Annotated in this window: 15 protein-coding genes; 11 read left to right on the top strand and 4 right to left on the bottom strand. The window is 58.8% G+C overall.

Going from position 1 to position 18,486, the window contains the following annotated elements:
* The first annotated feature begins 54 nt into the window (after positions 1 to 54).
* The 8 genes from AC4FIA_RS13415 (at position 55) to AC4FIA_RS13380 (ending at position 10,602) form a co-directional block, all read left to right on the top strand.
* Complete coding sequence (locus AC4FIA_RS13415) at positions 55 to 969, top strand: D-alanine--D-alanine ligase (RefSeq protein WP_490366276.1); 915 nt, start codon at positions 55 to 57, stop codon at positions 967 to 969.
* Positions 957 to 1,826 (top strand): cell division protein FtsQ/DivIB, encoded by an 870-nt coding sequence (locus AC4FIA_RS13410; protein WP_490366275.1) that lies wholly within the window; start codon positions 957 to 959, stop codon positions 1,824 to 1,826. Before AC4FIA_RS13415 ends, AC4FIA_RS13410 begins: the two co-directional genes overlap by 13 nt.
* 2 nt (positions 1,827 to 1,828) lie before the next feature.
* A complete protein-coding gene (gene ftsA, locus AC4FIA_RS13405) occupies positions 1,829 to 3,163 on the top strand; it encodes a cell division protein FtsA (RefSeq protein WP_103910962.1) in 1,335 nt (444 codons plus the stop codon).
* A gap of 174 nt (positions 3,164 to 3,337) precedes the next feature.
* Entirely contained in the window at positions 3,338 to 4,936 is a 1,599-nt protein-coding gene (gene ftsZ, locus AC4FIA_RS13400; RefSeq protein WP_490366274.1) for a cell division protein FtsZ, read from the top strand.
* A 245-nt stretch (positions 4,937 to 5,181) separates the two neighbouring features.
* Positions 5,182 to 6,102: a UDP-3-O-acyl-N-acetylglucosamine deacetylase gene (lpxC, locus tag AC4FIA_RS13395; protein ID WP_490366273.1), complete on the top strand. Its 921-nt coding sequence runs from the start codon at positions 5,182 to 5,184 to the stop codon at positions 6,100 to 6,102.
* A 123-nt stretch (positions 6,103 to 6,225) separates the two neighbouring features.
* Positions 6,226 to 7,083, top strand: coding sequence for an outer membrane protein assembly factor BamD (locus AC4FIA_RS13390; protein ID WP_490366272.1), 858 nt, complete (start codon positions 6,226 to 6,228; stop codon positions 7,081 to 7,083).
* A gap of 42 nt (positions 7,084 to 7,125) precedes the next feature.
* A complete protein-coding gene (gene recN / locus AC4FIA_RS13385; RefSeq protein ID WP_490366271.1) occupies positions 7,126 to 8,772 on the top strand; it encodes a DNA repair protein RecN in 1,647 nt (548 codons plus the stop codon).
* A 147-nt stretch (positions 8,773 to 8,919) separates the two neighbouring features.
* A complete protein-coding gene (locus AC4FIA_RS13380) occupies positions 8,920 to 10,602 on the top strand; it encodes a chloride channel protein (protein ID WP_490366270.1) in 1,683 nt (560 codons plus the stop codon).
* Here AC4FIA_RS13380 and AC4FIA_RS13375 read toward each other — a convergent pair whose 3' ends face one another.
* The 4 genes from AC4FIA_RS13375 to AC4FIA_RS13360 all read right to left on the bottom strand — a co-directional run bounded on the left by AC4FIA_RS13375 (position 10,603) and on the right by AC4FIA_RS13360 (position 15,238).
* Positions 10,603 to 10,947 (bottom strand): DUF427 domain-containing protein, encoded by a 345-nt coding sequence (locus AC4FIA_RS13375; protein ID WP_490366269.1) that lies wholly within the window; start codon positions 10,945 to 10,947, stop codon positions 10,603 to 10,605. It abuts the gene before it with no gap.
* 55 nt (positions 10,948 to 11,002) lie between these two features.
* Positions 11,003 to 12,784, bottom strand: a complete 1,782-nt coding sequence (locus AC4FIA_RS13370; protein WP_490366268.1) for an aminopeptidase P family protein — start codon at positions 12,782 to 12,784, stop codon at positions 11,003 to 11,005.
* Between the two features lie 132 nt (positions 12,785 to 12,916).
* Positions 12,917 to 14,794, bottom strand: coding sequence for a cobaltochelatase subunit CobT (gene cobT, locus AC4FIA_RS13365; RefSeq protein WP_490366267.1), 1,878 nt, complete (start codon positions 14,792 to 14,794; stop codon positions 12,917 to 12,919).
* Between the two features lie 72 nt (positions 14,795 to 14,866).
* Positions 14,867 to 15,238 (bottom strand): hypothetical protein, encoded by a 372-nt coding sequence (locus AC4FIA_RS13360; RefSeq protein ID WP_490366266.1) that lies wholly within the window; start codon positions 15,236 to 15,238, stop codon positions 14,867 to 14,869.
* Between the two features lie 158 nt (positions 15,239 to 15,396).
* Between AC4FIA_RS13360 and AC4FIA_RS13355 the strand changes: the two genes are divergently transcribed.
* The 3 genes from AC4FIA_RS13355 to AC4FIA_RS13345 form a co-directional block, all read left to right on the top strand.
* Complete coding sequence (locus tag AC4FIA_RS13355; RefSeq protein WP_490366265.1) at positions 15,397 to 16,218, top strand: TIGR00282 family metallophosphoesterase; 822 nt, start codon at positions 15,397 to 15,399, stop codon at positions 16,216 to 16,218.
* Positions 16,219 to 16,294: 76 nt separating this feature from the next.
* On the top strand, positions 16,295 to 18,076 hold the full coding sequence (locus AC4FIA_RS13350) for an SLC13 family permease (RefSeq protein ID WP_490366264.1): 1,782 nt from the start codon (positions 16,295 to 16,297) through the stop codon (positions 18,074 to 18,076).
* A 224-nt stretch (positions 18,077 to 18,300) separates the two neighbouring features.
* A partial coding sequence (locus AC4FIA_RS13345; RefSeq protein WP_490366263.1) for a hypothetical protein occupies positions 18,301 to 18,486 on the top strand: 186 nt, incomplete at its 3' end.

The following is an 18,486-nucleotide window of genomic DNA, read 5'->3' as shown; positions in this document are numbered from 1 at the left end:
AAACAAAAGGGCACGGCAATTTTGGCCGGAACCCTGAACAAGAGGCGATTGGGAATGTCGAGCAGGACATCCCCGAAAGTGGCGGTACTGATGGGCGGACCCTCGGCTGAACGCGAGGTTTCCCTCAGCTCTGGGCGTGAATGCGCCGCTGCTTTGCGGGACGTAGGATTCGAAGTGATTGAGGTCGATGCAGGCCGCGATCTTCCTATGCGCCTTTCCGAAATAGAGCCGGATGTTGTGTTCAACGGTCTGCATGGCCGTTGGGGCGAAGACGGTTGTGTGCAGGGCATTCTGGAATGGATGGGTCTGCCGTACACGCATTCGGGCGTTCTGGCGTCGTCGCTGGCGATGGATAAAGAACGCACCAAGAATGTATATCGCGCCGCTGGCTTGCCGGTTGCGGAAAGCGTTCTGGCCGACAAAGACGCCGTGATGGCCGATCACGTCATGACGCCGCCCTATGTGGTGAAGCCTTATAATGAGGGGTCTTCCGTCGGTGTCTATCTGGTGGATGCCAACGCCAATACGCCCCCCAAGCTTTCCGAAGAGATGCCCCAGACCGTCATGGTCGAAGCCTTCCTGCCGGGACGTGAGTTGACCTGCACTGTCATGGGTGACCGCGCGCTGGGCGTGACGGAAATCCTGACAGATGGCTGGTATGACTACGAGGCGAAATACGCCGCAGGCGGATCGCGCCACGTTTGCCCCGCTGAGTTGCCGGACGAGATTACGGCGGCCTGTCTGGATTACGCCTTGCGGGCGCATCAGGCGTTGGGCTGTCGTGGAGTGACGCGCACCGATTTCCGGTGGGATGAAGACAAAGGTCTGGATGGGTTGTTCCTGTTGGAGACAAACACCCAGCCCGGCATGACCCCCACATCGCTGAGCCCCGAGCACGCCGAGTTGATCGGCATGAGCTTTGGCGAGTTCTGCAAATGGATGGTGGAGGACGCATCATGCAACAGGTGAACCGCGCTGATCCGGCACAATCGCGTCTGAAGTATCGTCTGCACCGGATGATGTTGACGCCGCTGTATCGCTTGATGCTGCGCGTGGGCATTCCGTTTGTTGTGGCGTTTGGCGCAGGCGCGCTGTGGTTCAGTGATGAAGGTCGTCGCGACAGCTTTGTCGGTGCGGTGGCCGATGTTCGTGACGCGGTGCAGCAGCGTCCCGAGTTCATGGTCAAGCTGATGGCGATTGATGGTGCGTCCGAAGGTGTGGCCGATGCGATCCGTCAGGTTCTGCCGCTGGACTTTCCGATTTCGTCCTTTGATCTGGATCTGGATGCGATGCGCACAACGGTCGTGAAACTGGATGCTGTTAAATCTGCGCGCCTGAAAGTGCGGCAGGGCGGTGTGTTGCAGATCGATGTGACCGAACGGGTGCCTGTTGCGCTGTGGCGGACCGACGAGGGGCTGTTCGTTCTGGACCGCGAAGGCGTGGCCATCGGGATGGCAGCATCGCGTGTTGATTTTCCCGACCTTCCCGTGATCGCGGGCGACGCTGCGGATGCGGCGGTGGTCGAGGCGCTTGATGTAATTGCGGCCTTGGGGCCGCTTCAAGCGCGGTTTCGGGGGCTTGTCCGTATGGGTGAGCGCCGGTGGGATGTGGTGTTGGACCGTGGGCAGCGCGTGCAACTTCCATCAAAAGGCAGCGTTGCGGCGCTGGAACGGGCCATCGCAATGGATCAGGCGGTTGATCTGATGGGCCGTGAATTGACGACTGTCGATCTGCGTTTGGCAGAAAGACCAACATTAAGAATGTCCGAATACGCCGTCCAGGAGCTCTGGAAGATTAAGGCGATTGAGGCAGGGGTTAAGAATTAAAAATGATCGAGCTTTATGAAACCCAACGGGCAATGAGAAACATGCGTCGCGCAGCTATGCAGCGCGGCGTGATTGCGATCCTTGATGTGGGGTCGTCCAAGATTGCCTGTCTTGTCCTTCGGTTTGACGGCAACGACCGCGCGCTGGACAGCGACGGGATCGGATCGCTTGCGGGGCAGTCCGGTTTCCGCGTGATTGGTGCGGCAACCACACGGTCGCGTGGTGTGAAGTTTGGCGAAGTGGATTCCATGGGGGAAACCGAACGCGCCATCCGCACTGCAGTTCAGGCCGCGCAGAAAATGGCGCAGATCCGTGTGGACCACGTGATCGCCTGTTTCTCGGGCGCAGATCCGCGCAGCTATGGTCTGGCGGGTAAGGTTGAACTTGAGGGCACGACGGTCAGCGAACAGGATATCGCGCGGGTGCTGTCATCTTGCGATGTTCCGGATTTTGGCGAAGGCCGCGAGGTGCTGCACGCGCAGCCGGTGAACTTTGCTTTGGATCACCGTTCTGGTCTGGCTGATCCCCGTGGTCAGATCGGGCAGGAACTGGCGACTGACATGCACATGCTGACAGTGGATGCCTTGGCGATCCAGAACCTTGTCCAGTGTATCAAGCGTTGTGATCTGGAACTGGCGGGGCTGGCGTCGTCGGCTTACGTGTCTGGCATTTCGTCGTTGGTTGAGGACGAACAGGAACTGGGCGCGGCGTGTATCGATCTGGGCGGCGGTGCGACCGGCGTTTCGATCTTTATGAAAAAGCACATGATCTATGCCGATACCGTGCGCATGGGCGGCGATCACGTGACCAGCGATATTTCGATGGGCCTTCAGGTGCCCATGGCGACCGCTGAGCGTATCAAGACGTTCTACGGCGGTGTTGTGGCCACAGGCATGGACGACCGCGAGATGATCGAGATCGGCGGCGACACAGGTGACTGGCATCACGACCGCCGCACTGTCAGCCGTGCGGAACTGATCGGCATCATGCGTCCGCGGGTCGAGGAAATTCTGGAAGAGGTTCGTGTGCGTCTGGACGCGGCGGGCTTTGAGTATCTGCCGTCGCAGCAGATTGTCCTAACCGGTGGCGCGAGCCAGATTCCGGGGCTGGACGGTATCGCGTCCAAGATTTTGGGTCAGCAGGTGCGTCTGGGTCGTCCGTTGCGTGTGCACGGGCTTCCTCAGGCGGCAACAGGGCCGGGGTTTGCCAGCGCGGTGGGCCTGTGTCTGTTCGCAGCTCACCCGCAGGACGAGTGGTGGGACTTTGAAATTCCCGTGGATCGACTGCCTGCAAGGTCGTTCCAGCGTGCAGTGAAGTGGTTCCGCGACAACTGGTAACCGCTATATCTGCCGAAATCGGCGAAATCCCGCATAACTAGCCAAAAGAATCTCCATATTTTGTGGAATTAACGCGTTTTTCGCGTGACGTTCCCTATGGGGATCGGTATTATTTTGTTAATTCGGCGGAAAAAGGTCGTTTGGCGGCTTAAAAAACAACAGGCGGATATAGCAATGACTTTGAACCTTTCGGTGCCAGGGCACGACGAACTTAAGCCGCGTATTACGGTGTTTGGTGTTGGTGGCGCGGGCGGCAATGCCGTCAACAATATGATCGACAAGCAACTGCACGGCGTGGACTTTGTAGTTGCAAACACGGATGCGCAGGCACTGCAGCAATCGAAATCCGAAGCACGCGTTCAGCTGGGCGTTAAAGTGACCGAGGGTCTGGGTGCGGGAGCCCGGGCTGCTGTGGGCGCTGCCGCTGCTGAAGAAAGCATCGAACAAATCGTAGACCATCTGGCAGGCGCGCATATGTGCTTTATCACTGCCGGTATGGGCGGCGGCACCGGTACAGGCGCGGCCCCGATCATCGCGCAGGCGGCGCGTGAACTGGGCGTTCTGACCGTTGGTGTTGTCACCAAGCCGTTCCAGTTCGAAGGCGGCAAGCGTATGCGTCAGGCCGAAGAGGGCGTTGAAGCCCTTCAGAAGGTTGTCGACACGCTGATCATCATTCCGAACCAGAACCTGTTCCGTTTGGCCAACGAGAAGACCACGTTCACCGAAGCGTTCTCGATGGCGGATGACGTTCTGTACCAAGGTGTTAAAGGCGTAACCGACCTGATGGTTCGCCCGGGCCTGATCAACCTCGACTTTGCTGACGTTCGCGCCGTGATGGACGAAATGGGTAAGGCGATGATGGGCACAGGCGAAGCGGCTGGCGAAGATCGTGCGATCCAGGCGGCCGAGAAGGCCATCGCGAACCCGCTGCTGGACGAAATCAGCCTGCGTGGTGCGAAGGGCGTTCTGATCAACATCACCGGTGGTCATGACCTGACGCTGTTCGAACTGGACGAAGCGGCCAACCGCATTCGCGAAGAAGTCGACGCAGACGCAAACATCATCGTTGGTTCGACGCTGGACGACTCGATGGAAGGCAACATGCGCGTCAGCGTTGTTGCGACAGGTATCGACGCAGCAGAAGACGTTATGGAAACTCCGGTGCCCCGTCGCAGCCTTGCGCAGCCGCTGAAAACACATGTTGAAGCAGAAGCGCCTGTTGAAGAAGCAGCAGCGGCAACCGTTGCAGCTACTCAGGCAGTTTCCCAAGCGTATGAAGACGAAGAGCCGTCGCTGTTCGAAGGCATGAGCGCCGAGCAGGTTGCTGCAGAAGACGAGATGGAAGACGTGGCCGAGCATGACGATGGTCTGCCGCCGCCCGCCTACCAGCCCCGTGTTCAGGAATTCCAGCCGCGCGCTGATTTCGATGCAGAGCCGGAAGGTTTCGTTGCGCCGCGCGCAGCAGCACCTGGCACGCCGTCGCCCGAAGCGTTGGCTCGTCTGCAGGCAGCCGCGTCGCGTGCCCGCGCCGATGCTCCGGCGGCACGTCCGGCACCCGCTCCGGCACCGCGTCCGGCAGCAGAAGCCGAGAAGCCGCGCTTTGGCATCAACTCGCTGATCAACCGCATGACAGGCAGCGCGCATGAGGGTCAGGCGGCACGCCGTCAGCAGCCTCCGGTACAGGCGCGCCCCGAGCCTATGGTTGATCACGAACCCGACGCTGAGCAGGACAAGATCGAAATTCCGGCATTCCTGCGCCGTCAGGCAAACTAAAAACCGCTCACATTTCAGATGTGAGAGCAGAAAACGCCCCTGTCGTCAGGGGCGTTTTTCATTTGAAAACATGTGGTTGCAGGCCGTTGTTTCAAAGTGAGCGGGCATTTGCGCAAAATATGACAGACATGTTTCAGAACGTTGCAATACTTGATTTGAGGCTTTGGTCCCCCGTGCGTAACTAATTCCCGACGCCAGATGTGTGCGGAATCGTACGTCTTGCGTAGGTCGATTAGAGGTGACTTTTGCAACATACCGTTCGTGGTCCAATCGTATTTGATGGAGTTGGTTTGCATTCTGGCAAGCCGGCGCGTTTGACGATTCGTCCGGCTGCGGCCGAGCATGGCATCTGGTTCAAACGCACCGACATCCGTTTTGGTGATGCTCTTATCCCTGCGCTTTGGGACGCGGTCGAACGGTCTCCGCTTTGCACGCGACTGGTGAATGGCGCTGGTGCGTCGGTTTCGACCGTCGAGCATGTCATGGCCGCTTTGGCGGGTTGCGGTGTGCACAACGCCCTGATCGAAATTGACGGCCCTGAGGTTCCGATCCTTGATGGAAGTGCGGTTCCTTTTGTCACCGCCATTCTGGACAAAGGTCTGCGCGGTCAGGCAGCGCCTCTGCGCGTTCTGGAAATCATCGAGACTGTTCAGGTGCACACGGCGTCCGGTTGGGCGCGTCTGTCGCCTGCTGACACACCGCGCATGACGTTCCGTATCGAATTTGCGGATGAAGCCATCGGCACACAGGAAAAGTCGCTGGATATGTCCAACGGCACCTTTGTGCGTGAACTGTGTGACAGCCGTACATTCTGCCGCAACAGCGATGTTGAAGCGATGCGCGAGCAAGGGCTGGCCCTTGGCGGTACGCTGGAAAACGCGGTTGTGGTTGATGGTGACAAGGTTCTGTCGCCGGGTGGTTTGCGCCACGCCGACGAGGCCGTGCGCCACAAAATGCTGGACGCTTTGGGTGACCTGATGCTGGCTGGTGCGCCGATCCTTGGTCATTATGAGGGTCATAAGGCAGGCCACGCGATCACAAATATGTTGCTGCACGCGCTTTTCAGCACGCCAAGCGCATTCCGAATGATTGAGTGCACCGGCGATATTCGTGCAAAAATGCCCGGTGTTGGCGTTCTGCCCGAGGAAATTCCCGAGGTCGCCTGACACAGGTCACGCTTGTGATCGCCAAAATTGTTCAAAGCCGTTTTGCACCGGAATTTTCTGTGCTAGGACCATGAACGAACGGGGCGCTTGTCGCCTTGAAGGAACAGCCGAGGGTGGTCGAGCATGGTGGGCGGTACAACACGGAGAACGGGGATCGCAGCGGTTCTTGTGACGTGTTTTCTGGCAAGCTGTGGGGATGGTGGGCCCGATGGGCGCAGTGCTCCGAACGGCCAGCCGATGGAAAGTTTCACGGCAGAGCAAATCTTTGAACGCGGTGAGTTCGAACTGAACCGCAGCAAAGAAGATGATGCGGCGTTCTTCTTCTCTGAGGTTGAGCGGCTTTATCCTTATTCCGATCTGGCCAAGCGTGCGTTGATCATGCAGGCCTACGCCTATCATAAGGATAAGGATTACGAGAACAGCCGCGCAGCAGCGCAGCGCTATATCGATTTCTATCCTCTGGAAGATGACGCAGCCTACGCGCAGTATCTGTTGGCACTGTCTTATTACGACCAGATCGAAGAGGTCGGTCGCGATCAGGGTCTGACATTCCAAGCGCTTCAATCGCTGCGTGCCGTGATCGAACGCTATCCCGACAGCGAATACGCGCGGTCGTCGATCCTGAAATTCGATCTGGCGTTTGACCACCTTGCAGGCAAGGAAATGGAAATCGGGCGCTATTATCTGAAGCGCGAACACTATGCGGCGGCGATCAACCGGTTCCGTGTTGTGGTTGAGGATTTCCAGACAACTACGCATACCGCCGAGGCGCTGCATCGTCTGGTCGAAAGCTATCTGTCGCTGGGTCTGACCGATGAGGCACAGACCGCTGGTGCGATCCTTGGCTACAACTACCAGTCCACCGAATGGTACGAAGACAGCTATAAGCTGCTGACGGGCCGTGGGTTGGAGCTTGAAGCCGCGGGCGATAGTTGGTTGCGCCAGATTTACCGTCAGATGATCAAGGGCCAGTGGCTCTGATTTTCGGGGCGGTTTCGTCCTTCTGCCAGAACGTGTGCTGTCATGCTCAGAGCGCTTGAAATCCGTGACATGTTGATCATCGACCGACTGGACCTTGAGTTTCAGCCGGGTCTGAACGTGCTGACCGGTGAAACGGGCGCGGGTAAATCGATTTTGCTGGATTCCTTGGGCTTTGTTTTGGGCTGGCGCGGGCGTGCCGAACTGGTGCGTCAGGGCGCTGATCAGGGCGAGGTCGTGGCGGTGTTTGATCTGCCGGATGACCATGTTGTGCATGAGGTTCTGGAAGAGGTGGGCATTCCTGCGTCCGATGAACTGATCATGCGTCGCGTGAACACCAAGGACGGGCGCAAGACAGCATGGGTTAATGACCGCCGCTGTTCGGGTGAGGTGCTTCGCCAGTTGTCGGAACGGCTGGTGGAACTGCACGGTCAGCATGATGATCGTGGTTTGCTGAACCCCAAAGGGCATCGCGTGTTGCTGGATACCTATGCCGGTCTTGAAGGCGATCTGGCAGAGCTGCGTGCGGCATGGCGGGCACGTAGCGATGCGCAGAAGGCCTTGGATAAGGCGCAGGCTGATCTCGAGGCGGTGCAGGCAGAGGAAGAGTTTCTGCGCCATGCTGTGGGCGAGTTGGATGCACTGTCGCCTGAAGCGGGTGAAGAGGCGACGCTGGATAGTGATCGCCGCCGGATGCAGGCGGCTGAACGTATCCGCGATGATGTGATGCGGGCAGGTCAGGCGCTTTCGGATGGTGCGGAAAACGCCATGGGCGACGCGCTGCGTTGGTTGGAAGGCGTGACGGACAAGGCCGAAGGTCTGGTCGATGCGCCGATGGCGGCGCTTGAACGGGCGATGGTGGAATTGGGCGATGCAGTCAGCGGTGTTGAAGCCGCGCTGGACCAGTTGACGTTCAATCCGCACGAGCTTGAGCAGACAGAAGAACGCCTGTTCGCAATCCGCGGGTTGGCGCGCAAGCATCAGGTCGCGCCGGATGAATTGGCCGGATTTGCCGACACGCTGCGCGGCAAGCTGGATGCGCTGGATCAGGGGGCTGAGAATATCGGCTCGCTTGAGGCGGCTCTGAAAGCGGCCGAGGCGCGGTATGCGGATCTGGCCACAGCATTGCATGACAAGCGCGTTACGGCGGCCAAAGCGTTGGACAAGGCCGTGTCGGAAGAGCTTGCTCCGTTGAAAATGGAGCGCGCGGTTTTCCAGACCTTGATCGAGGATGCGCCGGACTGGCCCGAGGGCCGCGACGCTGTCAGCTTTACCGTGGCAACCAACCCTGGTGCGCCTGCGGGGCCGTTGGCCAAGATCGCGTCGGGCGGGGAACTGAGCCGTTTCTTGTTGGCTTTGAAGGTGTGCCTGTCGGAACCCGGTGCGGGCATGACCATGATCTTTGACGAAATCGACCGTGGCGTCGGTGGGGCCACCGCGGATGCCGTGGGCCGTCGTCTAAAGGCGCTGGCGGAAGGTCAGCAGGTTCTGGTCGTTACTCACTCGCCGCAGGTGGCTGCACTTGGTGCGCATCACTGGCGCGTTGAAAAGCGTGTTCAGGATGACGTGACCACATCCACGGTCACGCCGTTGGATGACGGCGAACGGGAAGACGAAATCGCACGGATGATTTCCGGCGATACCGTCACAGAAGAAGCGCGCGGCGCTGCACGGGCGTTGCTGAAGGGCTAAAACGCCCCGAACGGCCCCCTACAATTTGCGCATCTCTTAATCACAACGGGATTTCTGCCGTTTTTTACGGCAGCTTACCTTGGACCGCCGAGTGACTTGGCGTAAGGAACTATAGGACTCATCTATTCAGATTTGGCGACACGCGGAATGGCGGACACATCCTTGATCAAGCAGCAGTGGGGGGAATTTTCCCGAAACTGTGGGCGCGGCTGGGATTTGCTTCGTCATGAAGGCCCCGGACAGATCCAGTTCTGGTTTATCGCTTTGGCCATCGGCATCGCGGCTGGCTTTGCGGCTTTGTGTTTCCGTCTCGGGATCGAGTGGTTGCAGACGCTGGTTTACGGCACACCCGATGTGAACACGCTGCACAGTTTTGCCGAAACGTTGCCGTGGTATCTGGTGATGCTGATCCCGATCCTTGGTGGCACTGTTGTTGGTTTGATCTTGCATTTTTTCACCCCTGATGCCCGTGTGCGCAGCGTGTCCGACGTGATCGAAGGCGCGGCGCTGAACGATGGTCGGGTCGAGAAGAAGGCAGGTATCGCGTCGGCGTTGTGTTCATGGATCACGCTGTCGACAGGGGGATCATCCGGTCGTGAAGGGCCGGTCGTTCATATCGCGGCGATGATGTCGAGCTGGGTGTCCAACTTGATCCGTGCGGATGGTATCACGGGGCGTGATCTGCTGGGATGCGCTGTGGCTGCTGCCGTTTCCGCCAGTTTCAACGCACCTATCGCAGGCGCCTTGTTCGCGCTTGAGGTCGTGTTGCGTCACTTTGCTTTGCACGCCTTCGCGCCCATCGTGGTCGCCAGCGCGGCGGGCACGGTGATCAACCGGCTGGCGTTTGGCGACGTGACCGAATTCAGTTTGCCCGGAACGACCACGGTCGAATTCTATCTGGAGCTGCCAGCGTTCCTTATCCTAGGACTGGTGTGTGGGCTGGTGGCGGTTGTGATGATCCGGTCTGTGTTCTGGGCCGATGATCTGGGCAGCGCGTGGCAATCAAAGCTGGGCCTGCCCAACTGGCTGCGTCCTGCGGCAGCGGGCGTGTTGCTGGGGGCGATGGCGATCTGGTTCCCGCATATCATTGGTGTTGGTTATGAGACCACTTCGCGTGCGCTGACCGGATCGCTGTTGCTGCATGAGGTGGTGGTGTTTGCCATGCTGAAGGTTGTGGCGGTGGCTGTGACCGTGGGTGGCCGTATGGGCGGCGGTGTCTTTTCCCCGTCCTTGATGATCGGCGCACTAACCGGTTTGGCCTTTGGCATGATCGCCACAGGCTTTTTCCCGAACCAGTCCGGCTCTGCAACGCTGTACGCGTTGGCTGGGATGGGGGCTGTAGCGGCTGCCGTATTGGGCGCGCCGATTTCCACTACTTTGATTGTGTTCGAACTCACAGGAGACTGGCAGACCGGTCTGGCCGTGATGGTGTCGGTGTCAATGTCCACAGCGATTGCATCGCGGTTGGTGGATCGCAGCTATTTCCTGACGCAGCTTGAGCGTCGCAACGTGCATCTGGCGGCGGGCCCGCAGGCCTATCTTCTGGCGATGTTCAGAATGGCGGGTGTCATGCGCAAACCGACCGAAATCGGCGCCGCCGACGAAGAGGCCTGTCTGCGGATGATTGACCAGAACCTGTTTCTGCAGCCCTCTGCGACCTTGGAAACAGCGCTGCCGATGTTTGAGAAGTCAGGCGTGGCGTTTCTGCCTGTCGCCGACATCGACAATGAAACCGGCCAACCCGTTCTTGTTGGTGCTCTGTTTCATGTCGATGCGTTAAAGGCCTATAACCGCGCGCTGGCGGCTACGGCCGAAGAGGAACACAGCTGATTACAGCTGTTCCACATTGACGCCGTCCTGAACGGTGAACGCCAGATAGTCTTTGATCTCGGCCACGTCTGCCGCCGGATTTTCGTAGGTCCAGACCGCGTTGTCGTAAGTGCGGCTTTTGGACATGATCGAATAGTAGTTTGCCGTACCCTTTTTCGAGCATTCGGTGGTGTGATCTGTGCGATCAAGCAGCGCCATGGCGATGTCATTGCGCGGGAAATAGATCACGAAGGGCAGATCGCCTTCTGTCAGCTCCAGAGCATTGGAAGATTCGCCCAGAACGGCGCCACCTGCACGCACCACCCAAGTGCCATCCGCCGGTCTGATTTTGATATCTGTAGTCATAATAATCTCCCTCTAGTCTGTTGTTGTCCTGCCCGCGTTTTATGACATTGCGGTATCAAATCGGCTGCGTCGCATTCACGAGCCATTGTGCCGCAGTGTCATCAACCAGCGGCAACAGGGTATTCCGGCACGTTTCATGATAGCTGTTCAGCCACGCGCGTTCAGGCGCGGTAAGCATGTCGGCTACGATCAGGCGGCGGTCAATAGGGACGTAAGTCAGTGTCTCGAAATCCAAAAGGTCGCGAATTGTCGCGTCTGGTTCGGGATCGGCTGATTTTACGACGATCAGGTTTTCAATGCGGATACCATAGGCGCCTTCGCGGTAGAAGCCGGGTTCGTTAGACAGGATCATTCCGGGTTCAAACGGGACCGTGCCGGTGCGGGCCAAACGCTGCGGTCCTTCGTGAACGCTCAGAAACGCACCGACGCCGTGGCCGGTGCCGTGGCCATAGTCTAGGCCAGCTTCCCACAGGGGCGCACGGGCGAAGGCATCCAGATCGCGACCGGCCAGACCCTTGGGAAACTTCAGGCGGCTGATCGCGATCATGCCGCGTAGGACACGGGTGAAGGCCTGCTTTTCTGCGTCGCCCACGGTGCCGATGGCGATGGTGCGGGTAATGTCGGTGGTGCCGTCACGATATTGTCCGCCGGAGTCGACCAACAGCATGTGCCCGTCTTCGATCCGCGCATTGGTTTTTTCCGTGACGCGGTAGTGCACGATGGCACCGTTCGGACCGGTGCCCGAGATGGTGTCAAAGCTGATATCTTCCAGACAGTTGGTTGCGCGTCTTTCGCCTTCAAGCTGTTTGACCACGTCAATCTCGCTCAGGCTGCCCGCCGGTTGTTGATCCAGCCATGCCAGAAAACGAACCATGGCCGCGCCATCACGCGCATGTGCTGCGCGGGTCGAGGCGATTTCCGTGGGGTTCTTGCAGGCTTTGGGCAGAAGACAAGGATCGGGTGCTTCCGTAGTTGCGATGTCGGATACGGCCAGAACGCTGGAAATGGCGACGGGGCAGGTGGCGGGATCAATCTGAACGGGGCCTTCTGTTCCGGCCAAGGTCGTGATCAGCGCATCCGGCGCGGCAATTGTAACCTTGGGGCCAAGCGCAGATCCCAAATGGCCAAGCTTCCGTTCGTCGACAAACAGCGTGATGTCGCCCGAGTTTTTAAGGATCGCAAAGGCGTGCGGGACCGGATTGCGGGGGATGTCCGTGCCGCGAATGTTCAAAAGCCACGCGATGGAATCCGGCAGCGTCAGGACACAGGCTTTGGCCGCTTTCAGGGACGCGCCGATGCGTTTTAGTTTTTCGTCATGCGCCTCGCCCGCGAACTCAACAGGCTGGGCTGTGATCTTGCCGATCGGTGCATCGGGCTGATCTTCCCAGATGCGATCAATCAGGTTGTCCGTGGCGCGAAAGTCATGTTCCGGAAGGTCCTTCATCAGCTTGCGCAACTGATCGACAGAAAACAGCCATGGATCATAGGCGACGACACCGCCCGTCAGGTGTTCTGCGATCCAGTCGGACAGGGAAATCTCGGGCCAGTCCACTGGTGTGAAGTCAGACGCGACTTGCGCCTTGACCTGAACCCTGTAGCGGCTATCGACAAAGACGCCCGCACGGTCAGCCAGAATAACGGCAAAGCCCGCAGATCCGGTGAACCCGGTCAGCCACGCCAGCCGGTCGTCGCGGGGGGCGACATATTCGCCTTGATGCGCGTCCGAGCGGGGAACGATGAAAGCGTCAAATCCTTCTTTCGACATGACAGCGCGCAAATCCGCCAAGCGGGCGGGACCCGCGGCGGGATTGGACGTCTCTTCAAAACTCTGGAACATGGTCAGCCCCTAAATAGATATTTCCTTTCCCCAAATACCTCGGGGAGCGCGAGGGGCAGCGCCTCTCGTCCAAGCCTGATGGCCGTTAGGTCATCAGGCGCCGGTCGGATCGGCATAGCCGATCCGAAACCTTTACGATGCTTTACGCATGCCCATGGCACGGGCGCGTTTGCGGGGGTCGCTGTCGAACAGTGACGCAAGCTGCTCGGTCATCGCGCCTGCCAGCTGTTCCACATCGGTGATGGTCACAGCGCGGTCGTAATAGCGGGTCACGTCGTGACCGATCCCGATCGCCAAAAGTTCGACCAGTTTGCGCTTTTCGACCATGGCGATCACATCGCGCAGGTGTTTTTCCAGATAGTTTGCAGGGTTCACCGACAGCGTGGAATCGTCCACCGGCGCCCCGTCCGAAATCACCATCAGGATTTTCCGCGCTTCGTGGCGGCCCGCCAGACGACGGTGTGCCCATTCCAGCGCCTCGCCGTCGATGTTTTCCTTCAGCAGGCCTTCTTTCATCATCAAGCCCAGATTGGGCCGCGTCCGGCGCCATGGGGCGTCGGCGGACTTGTAGATGATGTGGCGCAGGTCGTTCAGACGGCCGGGTTGCTGTTCGCGACCGTCGTTCAGCCATTTTTCGCGGGACTGGCCGCCTTTCCATGCGCGGGTGGTGAAGCCGAGGATTTCGACCTTCACATTGCAGCGTTCCAGCGTGCGGGCCAGAACGTCGGCACAGATCGCGGCGATGGAAATCGGGCGACCGCGCATCGAGCCGGAGTTGTCTAGCAGAAGCGTCACGACGGTGTCGCGGAATTCGGTGTCTTTTTCGACCTTGAAGGACAGCGGCGTTGTGGGGTTGGACACAACGCGGGCCAAACGACCTGCATCCAGAATGCCCTCTTCCAGATCGAATTCCCAAGACCTGTTCTGCTGGGCCTGAAGACGGCGTTGCAGTTTGTTGGCCAGACGCGATACGGCGCCTTTCAGCGGTTCAAGCTGCTGGTCCAGATAGGCGCGCAGGCGTTCGAGTTCGGCGGGGTCGGCCAAGTCTTCGGCACCGATGATTTCGTCAAACTCGGTGTCGTAGGCTTTGTAATCCGGGTCCGCATCGGAAATCGGCTGAGGGGCAGGCGGCTCCAAAGGCGCTTCGCCTTCGGGCATCTCGACCTCTTCGCCCTGTTCCTGATCGGCCAGATCCTCCATCGAGACCTGCGCCTGAGCGCTGTCTTGCTGTTGTTCCTGACTTTGTTCCGGTGTCGCGTCGGCCTCGTCTTCGCCCTGATCGTCCTGACCGGTGGAATCGGGTTCCTGTTCCTGATCCGCGCCTTCTTCGGCCTGATCCTGAGCTTCGTCGTCCAGTTCGTCGGGGTCTTCGCCCAGCTGGTCGCCATAACCCAGATCGGAAATGATCTTGCGGGTCATTTTGGCGAACTCGCCCTGATCAGACAGACTTTCCTGCAGCTCTTCCAGCGTCACGCCCGCTTTGGATTCGATCTGGTTGCGCCACAGGTCCATGACGTTTTGCGCGGCATCGGGCAGGTCGCGACCGGTGGCGAGATGGCGGACAAGGTAGCCTGCGGCGACGGAGAGCGGAACGTCGGTGGCATCCTTGACCTGATCATAGCCCTTGCGCAGGGCGTCATGGCTGATCTTGGCGTCGATGTTGCCAGCGGTGCCGGGCATGTCGCGTGCACCCATCGCTTCGCAGCGGGCGGTTTCAAGGGATTCGTAAATCTCGCGCGCGAGATCGCCTGCGGGGGCGTAGCGCGCGTGTGTCTGCGCATTGTGATAGCGACGGTGCATTGCCAAAGCGTCGGCTGTGCCACGGGCCAGCATGACCTCTTCTCGGGACATGCGGCGTGACACTTGGGGCAGGCGCATGGCTTCGCCGGACAGGCCAGAGGGATCGACCGTATAGCTGACGGACAGCTCGGGATCGTTGGCCATGACCTTGGTTGCTTCGGCAAGCGCCTTTTTGAACGGGTCGGCGGGGTTATCAGAACGCGTGGACATGGGGCATGTTGTCCACCCTGTCACAGCGATTGGCAAGAGGCAAAGACGCCGCGCTTGGGCCGTGGGTGGGCTTTAGCCGAGCAAAAGTGAGGAACAGCTTTGTGAAAGCATAAACGCGCGGCTTTTGGCCTGTGTGCGGCGCGCATCGTCAAGGTGGAATGTTGCGATGGATAACAGGCGGGATTGATCCTGTTTTGCGCGGATGCGCCAATCCAGTACTGTGCGCCCGGGAACGTCGTGGGGGATTGCGGCCAGCAAATCGACAAAGCTTTCGCGAAGCACCTGTGCTTCTTCGTCATTTCCGCCCATGAGCCAGCTGTGTTCGACCTTGGCGGACAGACGCCCAGCGCATTCTGCAAAGGCCCGTACCGGATCAAATCCGGCACTGGGTGACGCCGTGCAGGGGCCTCCTGCTATCACGGCGAGAACGAGAAAAGTTTTCAAACCGCATTTCATTTAGACATGGTTGCAGATTTTTCGCCTAAAAGAAGAGCAAAATGAAAACTTAATACGAATGTGACCTGTAATATACTTTTGGGATCAGTCCGCCTGCGCCAATTCCCCGCTTTGCTTTTTGCCTGTGCGGCGATAGTCAGCGGTGCATGAGAACGTTATTCCTTGGTGATGTGATGGGCCGCGCCGGACGGCAGGCCATTCAGGAACATCTGCCGCGCCTGCGGACAGAGTGGAAATTGGATTTCGTCGTTGTGAACGGCGAAAATGCCTCGAACGGTGCGGGCCTGACGAAGGCGCATGCGCAAGGCATTCTGGCTGCCGGTGCGGATTGCGTGACTTTGGGCGATCATGCGTTCGACCAAAAGGAAATGCTGCAGGCCATCGAAGACGACAGCCGCATCATTCGCCCGCTGAACTATGCGAAAAGTGCGCCGGGGATCGGGCATCGGCTGTTTTCCGATGCGCGGGGTCGCAAAATTCTGGTGCTTCAGGTGCTGGGGCAGGTGTTTATGAAACGCCCCTTTGATGATCCGTTTTCTGCCGTGGATCAGGTTTTGCGTGCACATCCCTTGGGTGGGCAGGCGCAGATGATCCTTGTGGATGTGCACTGCGAAGCGACGTCCGAAAAGATGGCGATGGGTCATTTCTGTGATGGGCGCGCCAGTCTGGTGGTTGGTACACATACCCATGTGCCGACAGGTGACGCGCAGATCCTGTCCAAGGGAACGGGTTTCCTGACGGATGCGGGCATGTGTGGCGATTACGATTCCGTCATCGGGATGGATAAGGCGGAACCGCTGCGCCGCTTTATCACGGGCATGTCCAAGACACGGTTCCAGCCCGCCTTGGGCGAGGCCACCCTGTCAGGCGTATTCGTGGAAACAGACGACCGAACCGGTAAGGCCGTGAACATCGCGATGGTGCGTCAGGGTGGACGGCTGCAACAATCCGGCCCTGTCATGAATTGACGCGCATTTGTCGTATTGTGTGGTCTGGTGCTAGTCGTCAGAATGGAGCGATCGATAAGGCAGGAATGCACTCCGAATGGAACTACTGAACATCAGTCCGGATCTTGGGGCATATCTGGCGCTTGGCGTCATGTTGGTGATGTTCGCGTTGTTCGTCAGCGAAGCTTATCCGACCGAAGTGGTCGCGATCGGCGGTGTTGCGGTTCTGTTGGCCTTGGGGCTGTTGCCCTATGAAGACGCACTTTCGGTATTGTCGAACCCTGCGCCGTGGACCATCGCGGCGATGTTTCTGGTCATGGGGGCCTTGGTGCGCACAGGCGCGCTAGAGGCGTTTACGAATTACGCGCAAAAAGGCGCGGCAACCCACCCCAAGACCACAATGGCCGGTATCATGTTGCTGGTGCTGGTGGCGTCGGCCTTTATGAACAACACGCCTGTCGTTGTCGTTATGCTGCCGATCTTTGTGCAGCTGGCCAAGATTTTGGGTTTGGCGCCGTCCAAGTTGCTGATCCCGCTGAGCTATGCGGCCATTCTGGGCGGTACTTTGACCCTGATCGGGACCTCGACCAACCTGCTGGTGGACGGTGTGGCGCGATCCCGCGGGATCGAGCCATTCGGCATTTTTGAAGTCACGCCTTTGGCCATCGTGCTGGTGATTTGGGGTATGTTCTATCTGCGGGTGGTCGGACCGTGGTTGCTGCCGGATCGAGTTAGTATGGCTGGTATGCTGTCATCAGACCGCAGCCGGATGAAGTTCTTTACCGAAGCGGTCATTCCGCCGGAATCCAACCTGATCGGGCGTGATGTTCTAAGCGTTCAGTTGTTCAAACGTGATGGTGTGCGTCTGATCGACGTGATCCGTGGGGATCAGTCGTTGCGTCGGAATCTTGAAGCCGTGCAGTTGCAGGTTGGTGACCGCGTGGTTCTGCGGACGCAGATGACCGAGCTTCTAAGCCTGCAGAGCAATAAATCCCTGAAACGCGTGGATCAGGTTTCGGCGGTTGAAACGACCACGGTCGAGGTGCTGATCACACCAGGCTGTAAGATGATTGGCCGGTCTTTGGGGGCGCTGCGTTTGCGCCGCCGGTTTGGTGTCTATCCCTTGGCGGTGCATCGTCGGAACCAGAATATCGGGCGTCAGTTGGATGAACTGGTGGTGCGCGTCGGTGACACGCTGCTGTTGGAGGGCGCGCCTGCGGATATCCAACGTCTGGCCGAAGAAATGGCCTTGGTCGATGTGGCGCAGCCCTCTGCGCGTGCGTTCCGCCGTGGCCATGCGCCGATTGCCTTGGGTGCTTTGGCGGGAATCGTCGTTCTGTCAGCTTTGGGTGTCGCGCCCATTCTGGCCTGCGCGGTGATCGCTGTGGCCGTGGTGCTTTTGACCCGATGTGTGGACGCGGACGAGGCGTTCTCTTTTGTTGAAGGCCAGCTACTGGCGCTGATTTTTGCGATGCTGGCCGTGGGTGCGGCGCTGCAAAGCACCGGTGCCGTCGATCTGATCGTGGATGCCGTTGCGCCGTTTTTGGGGCAACTTCACGGGGCCTTTGTCATCTGGGCGATCTTTATCCTGACATCTGTCTTGACCGAAATGGTCAGCAACAATGCCGTCGCTGTCGTTGTCACGCCAATCGCGATTTCGCTGGCTGATGCGTTGGGCGTTGATGCGCGGCCTTTGGTTGTGGCGGTCATGGTCGCTGCGTCCTGCAGCTTTGCGACGCCTATCGGGTACCAGACCAACACTCTGGTTTTCGGCCCGGGTGGCTACCGGTTCTCTGACTTCCTGAAGGTCGGCGTGCCGCTGAACCTGACGGTGGGCATCCTGTCAGCCCTGATCATCCCGATGATCTGGCCGCTCTAATACGTATTTTCTGTCCCAAAATACCTTGGGGTGAATTGGCCAGAGGCCAAGAGGGGCAAAGCCCCTTTTTACTCTCAAGAAAAACGACCAGTTGGTTAAGGGCGGTCCCGTAAGGGGCTGTCAGTGCCTGCGTCGTAATTTCCCAAAATGCTGGAAGGTAAATCCTGTCCAACGATGGCAGGTCCTTGAGATCGGGCGGAGCTCATCAAGGAAAGAACTGAGGCATGGCAATCATCACGCTGGACGACCGGCTTTCTGAACTGGAAACCGAACGCGACGCAATTGGGAAGGTGCTCAAACGCATCAAACGCGAAATTAACAGGCTCGCGGAACAGATCGAGACAGGAGAGGTCACCGACAAAGCCGAGTCGCAGAAAATTCTGGCCGAGGCACGATACTGGCTGAAAGCG

Source organism: Thalassococcus sp. (assembly GCF_982780845.1).
This window is presented reverse-complemented; position numbering and strand designations above follow the sequence as displayed.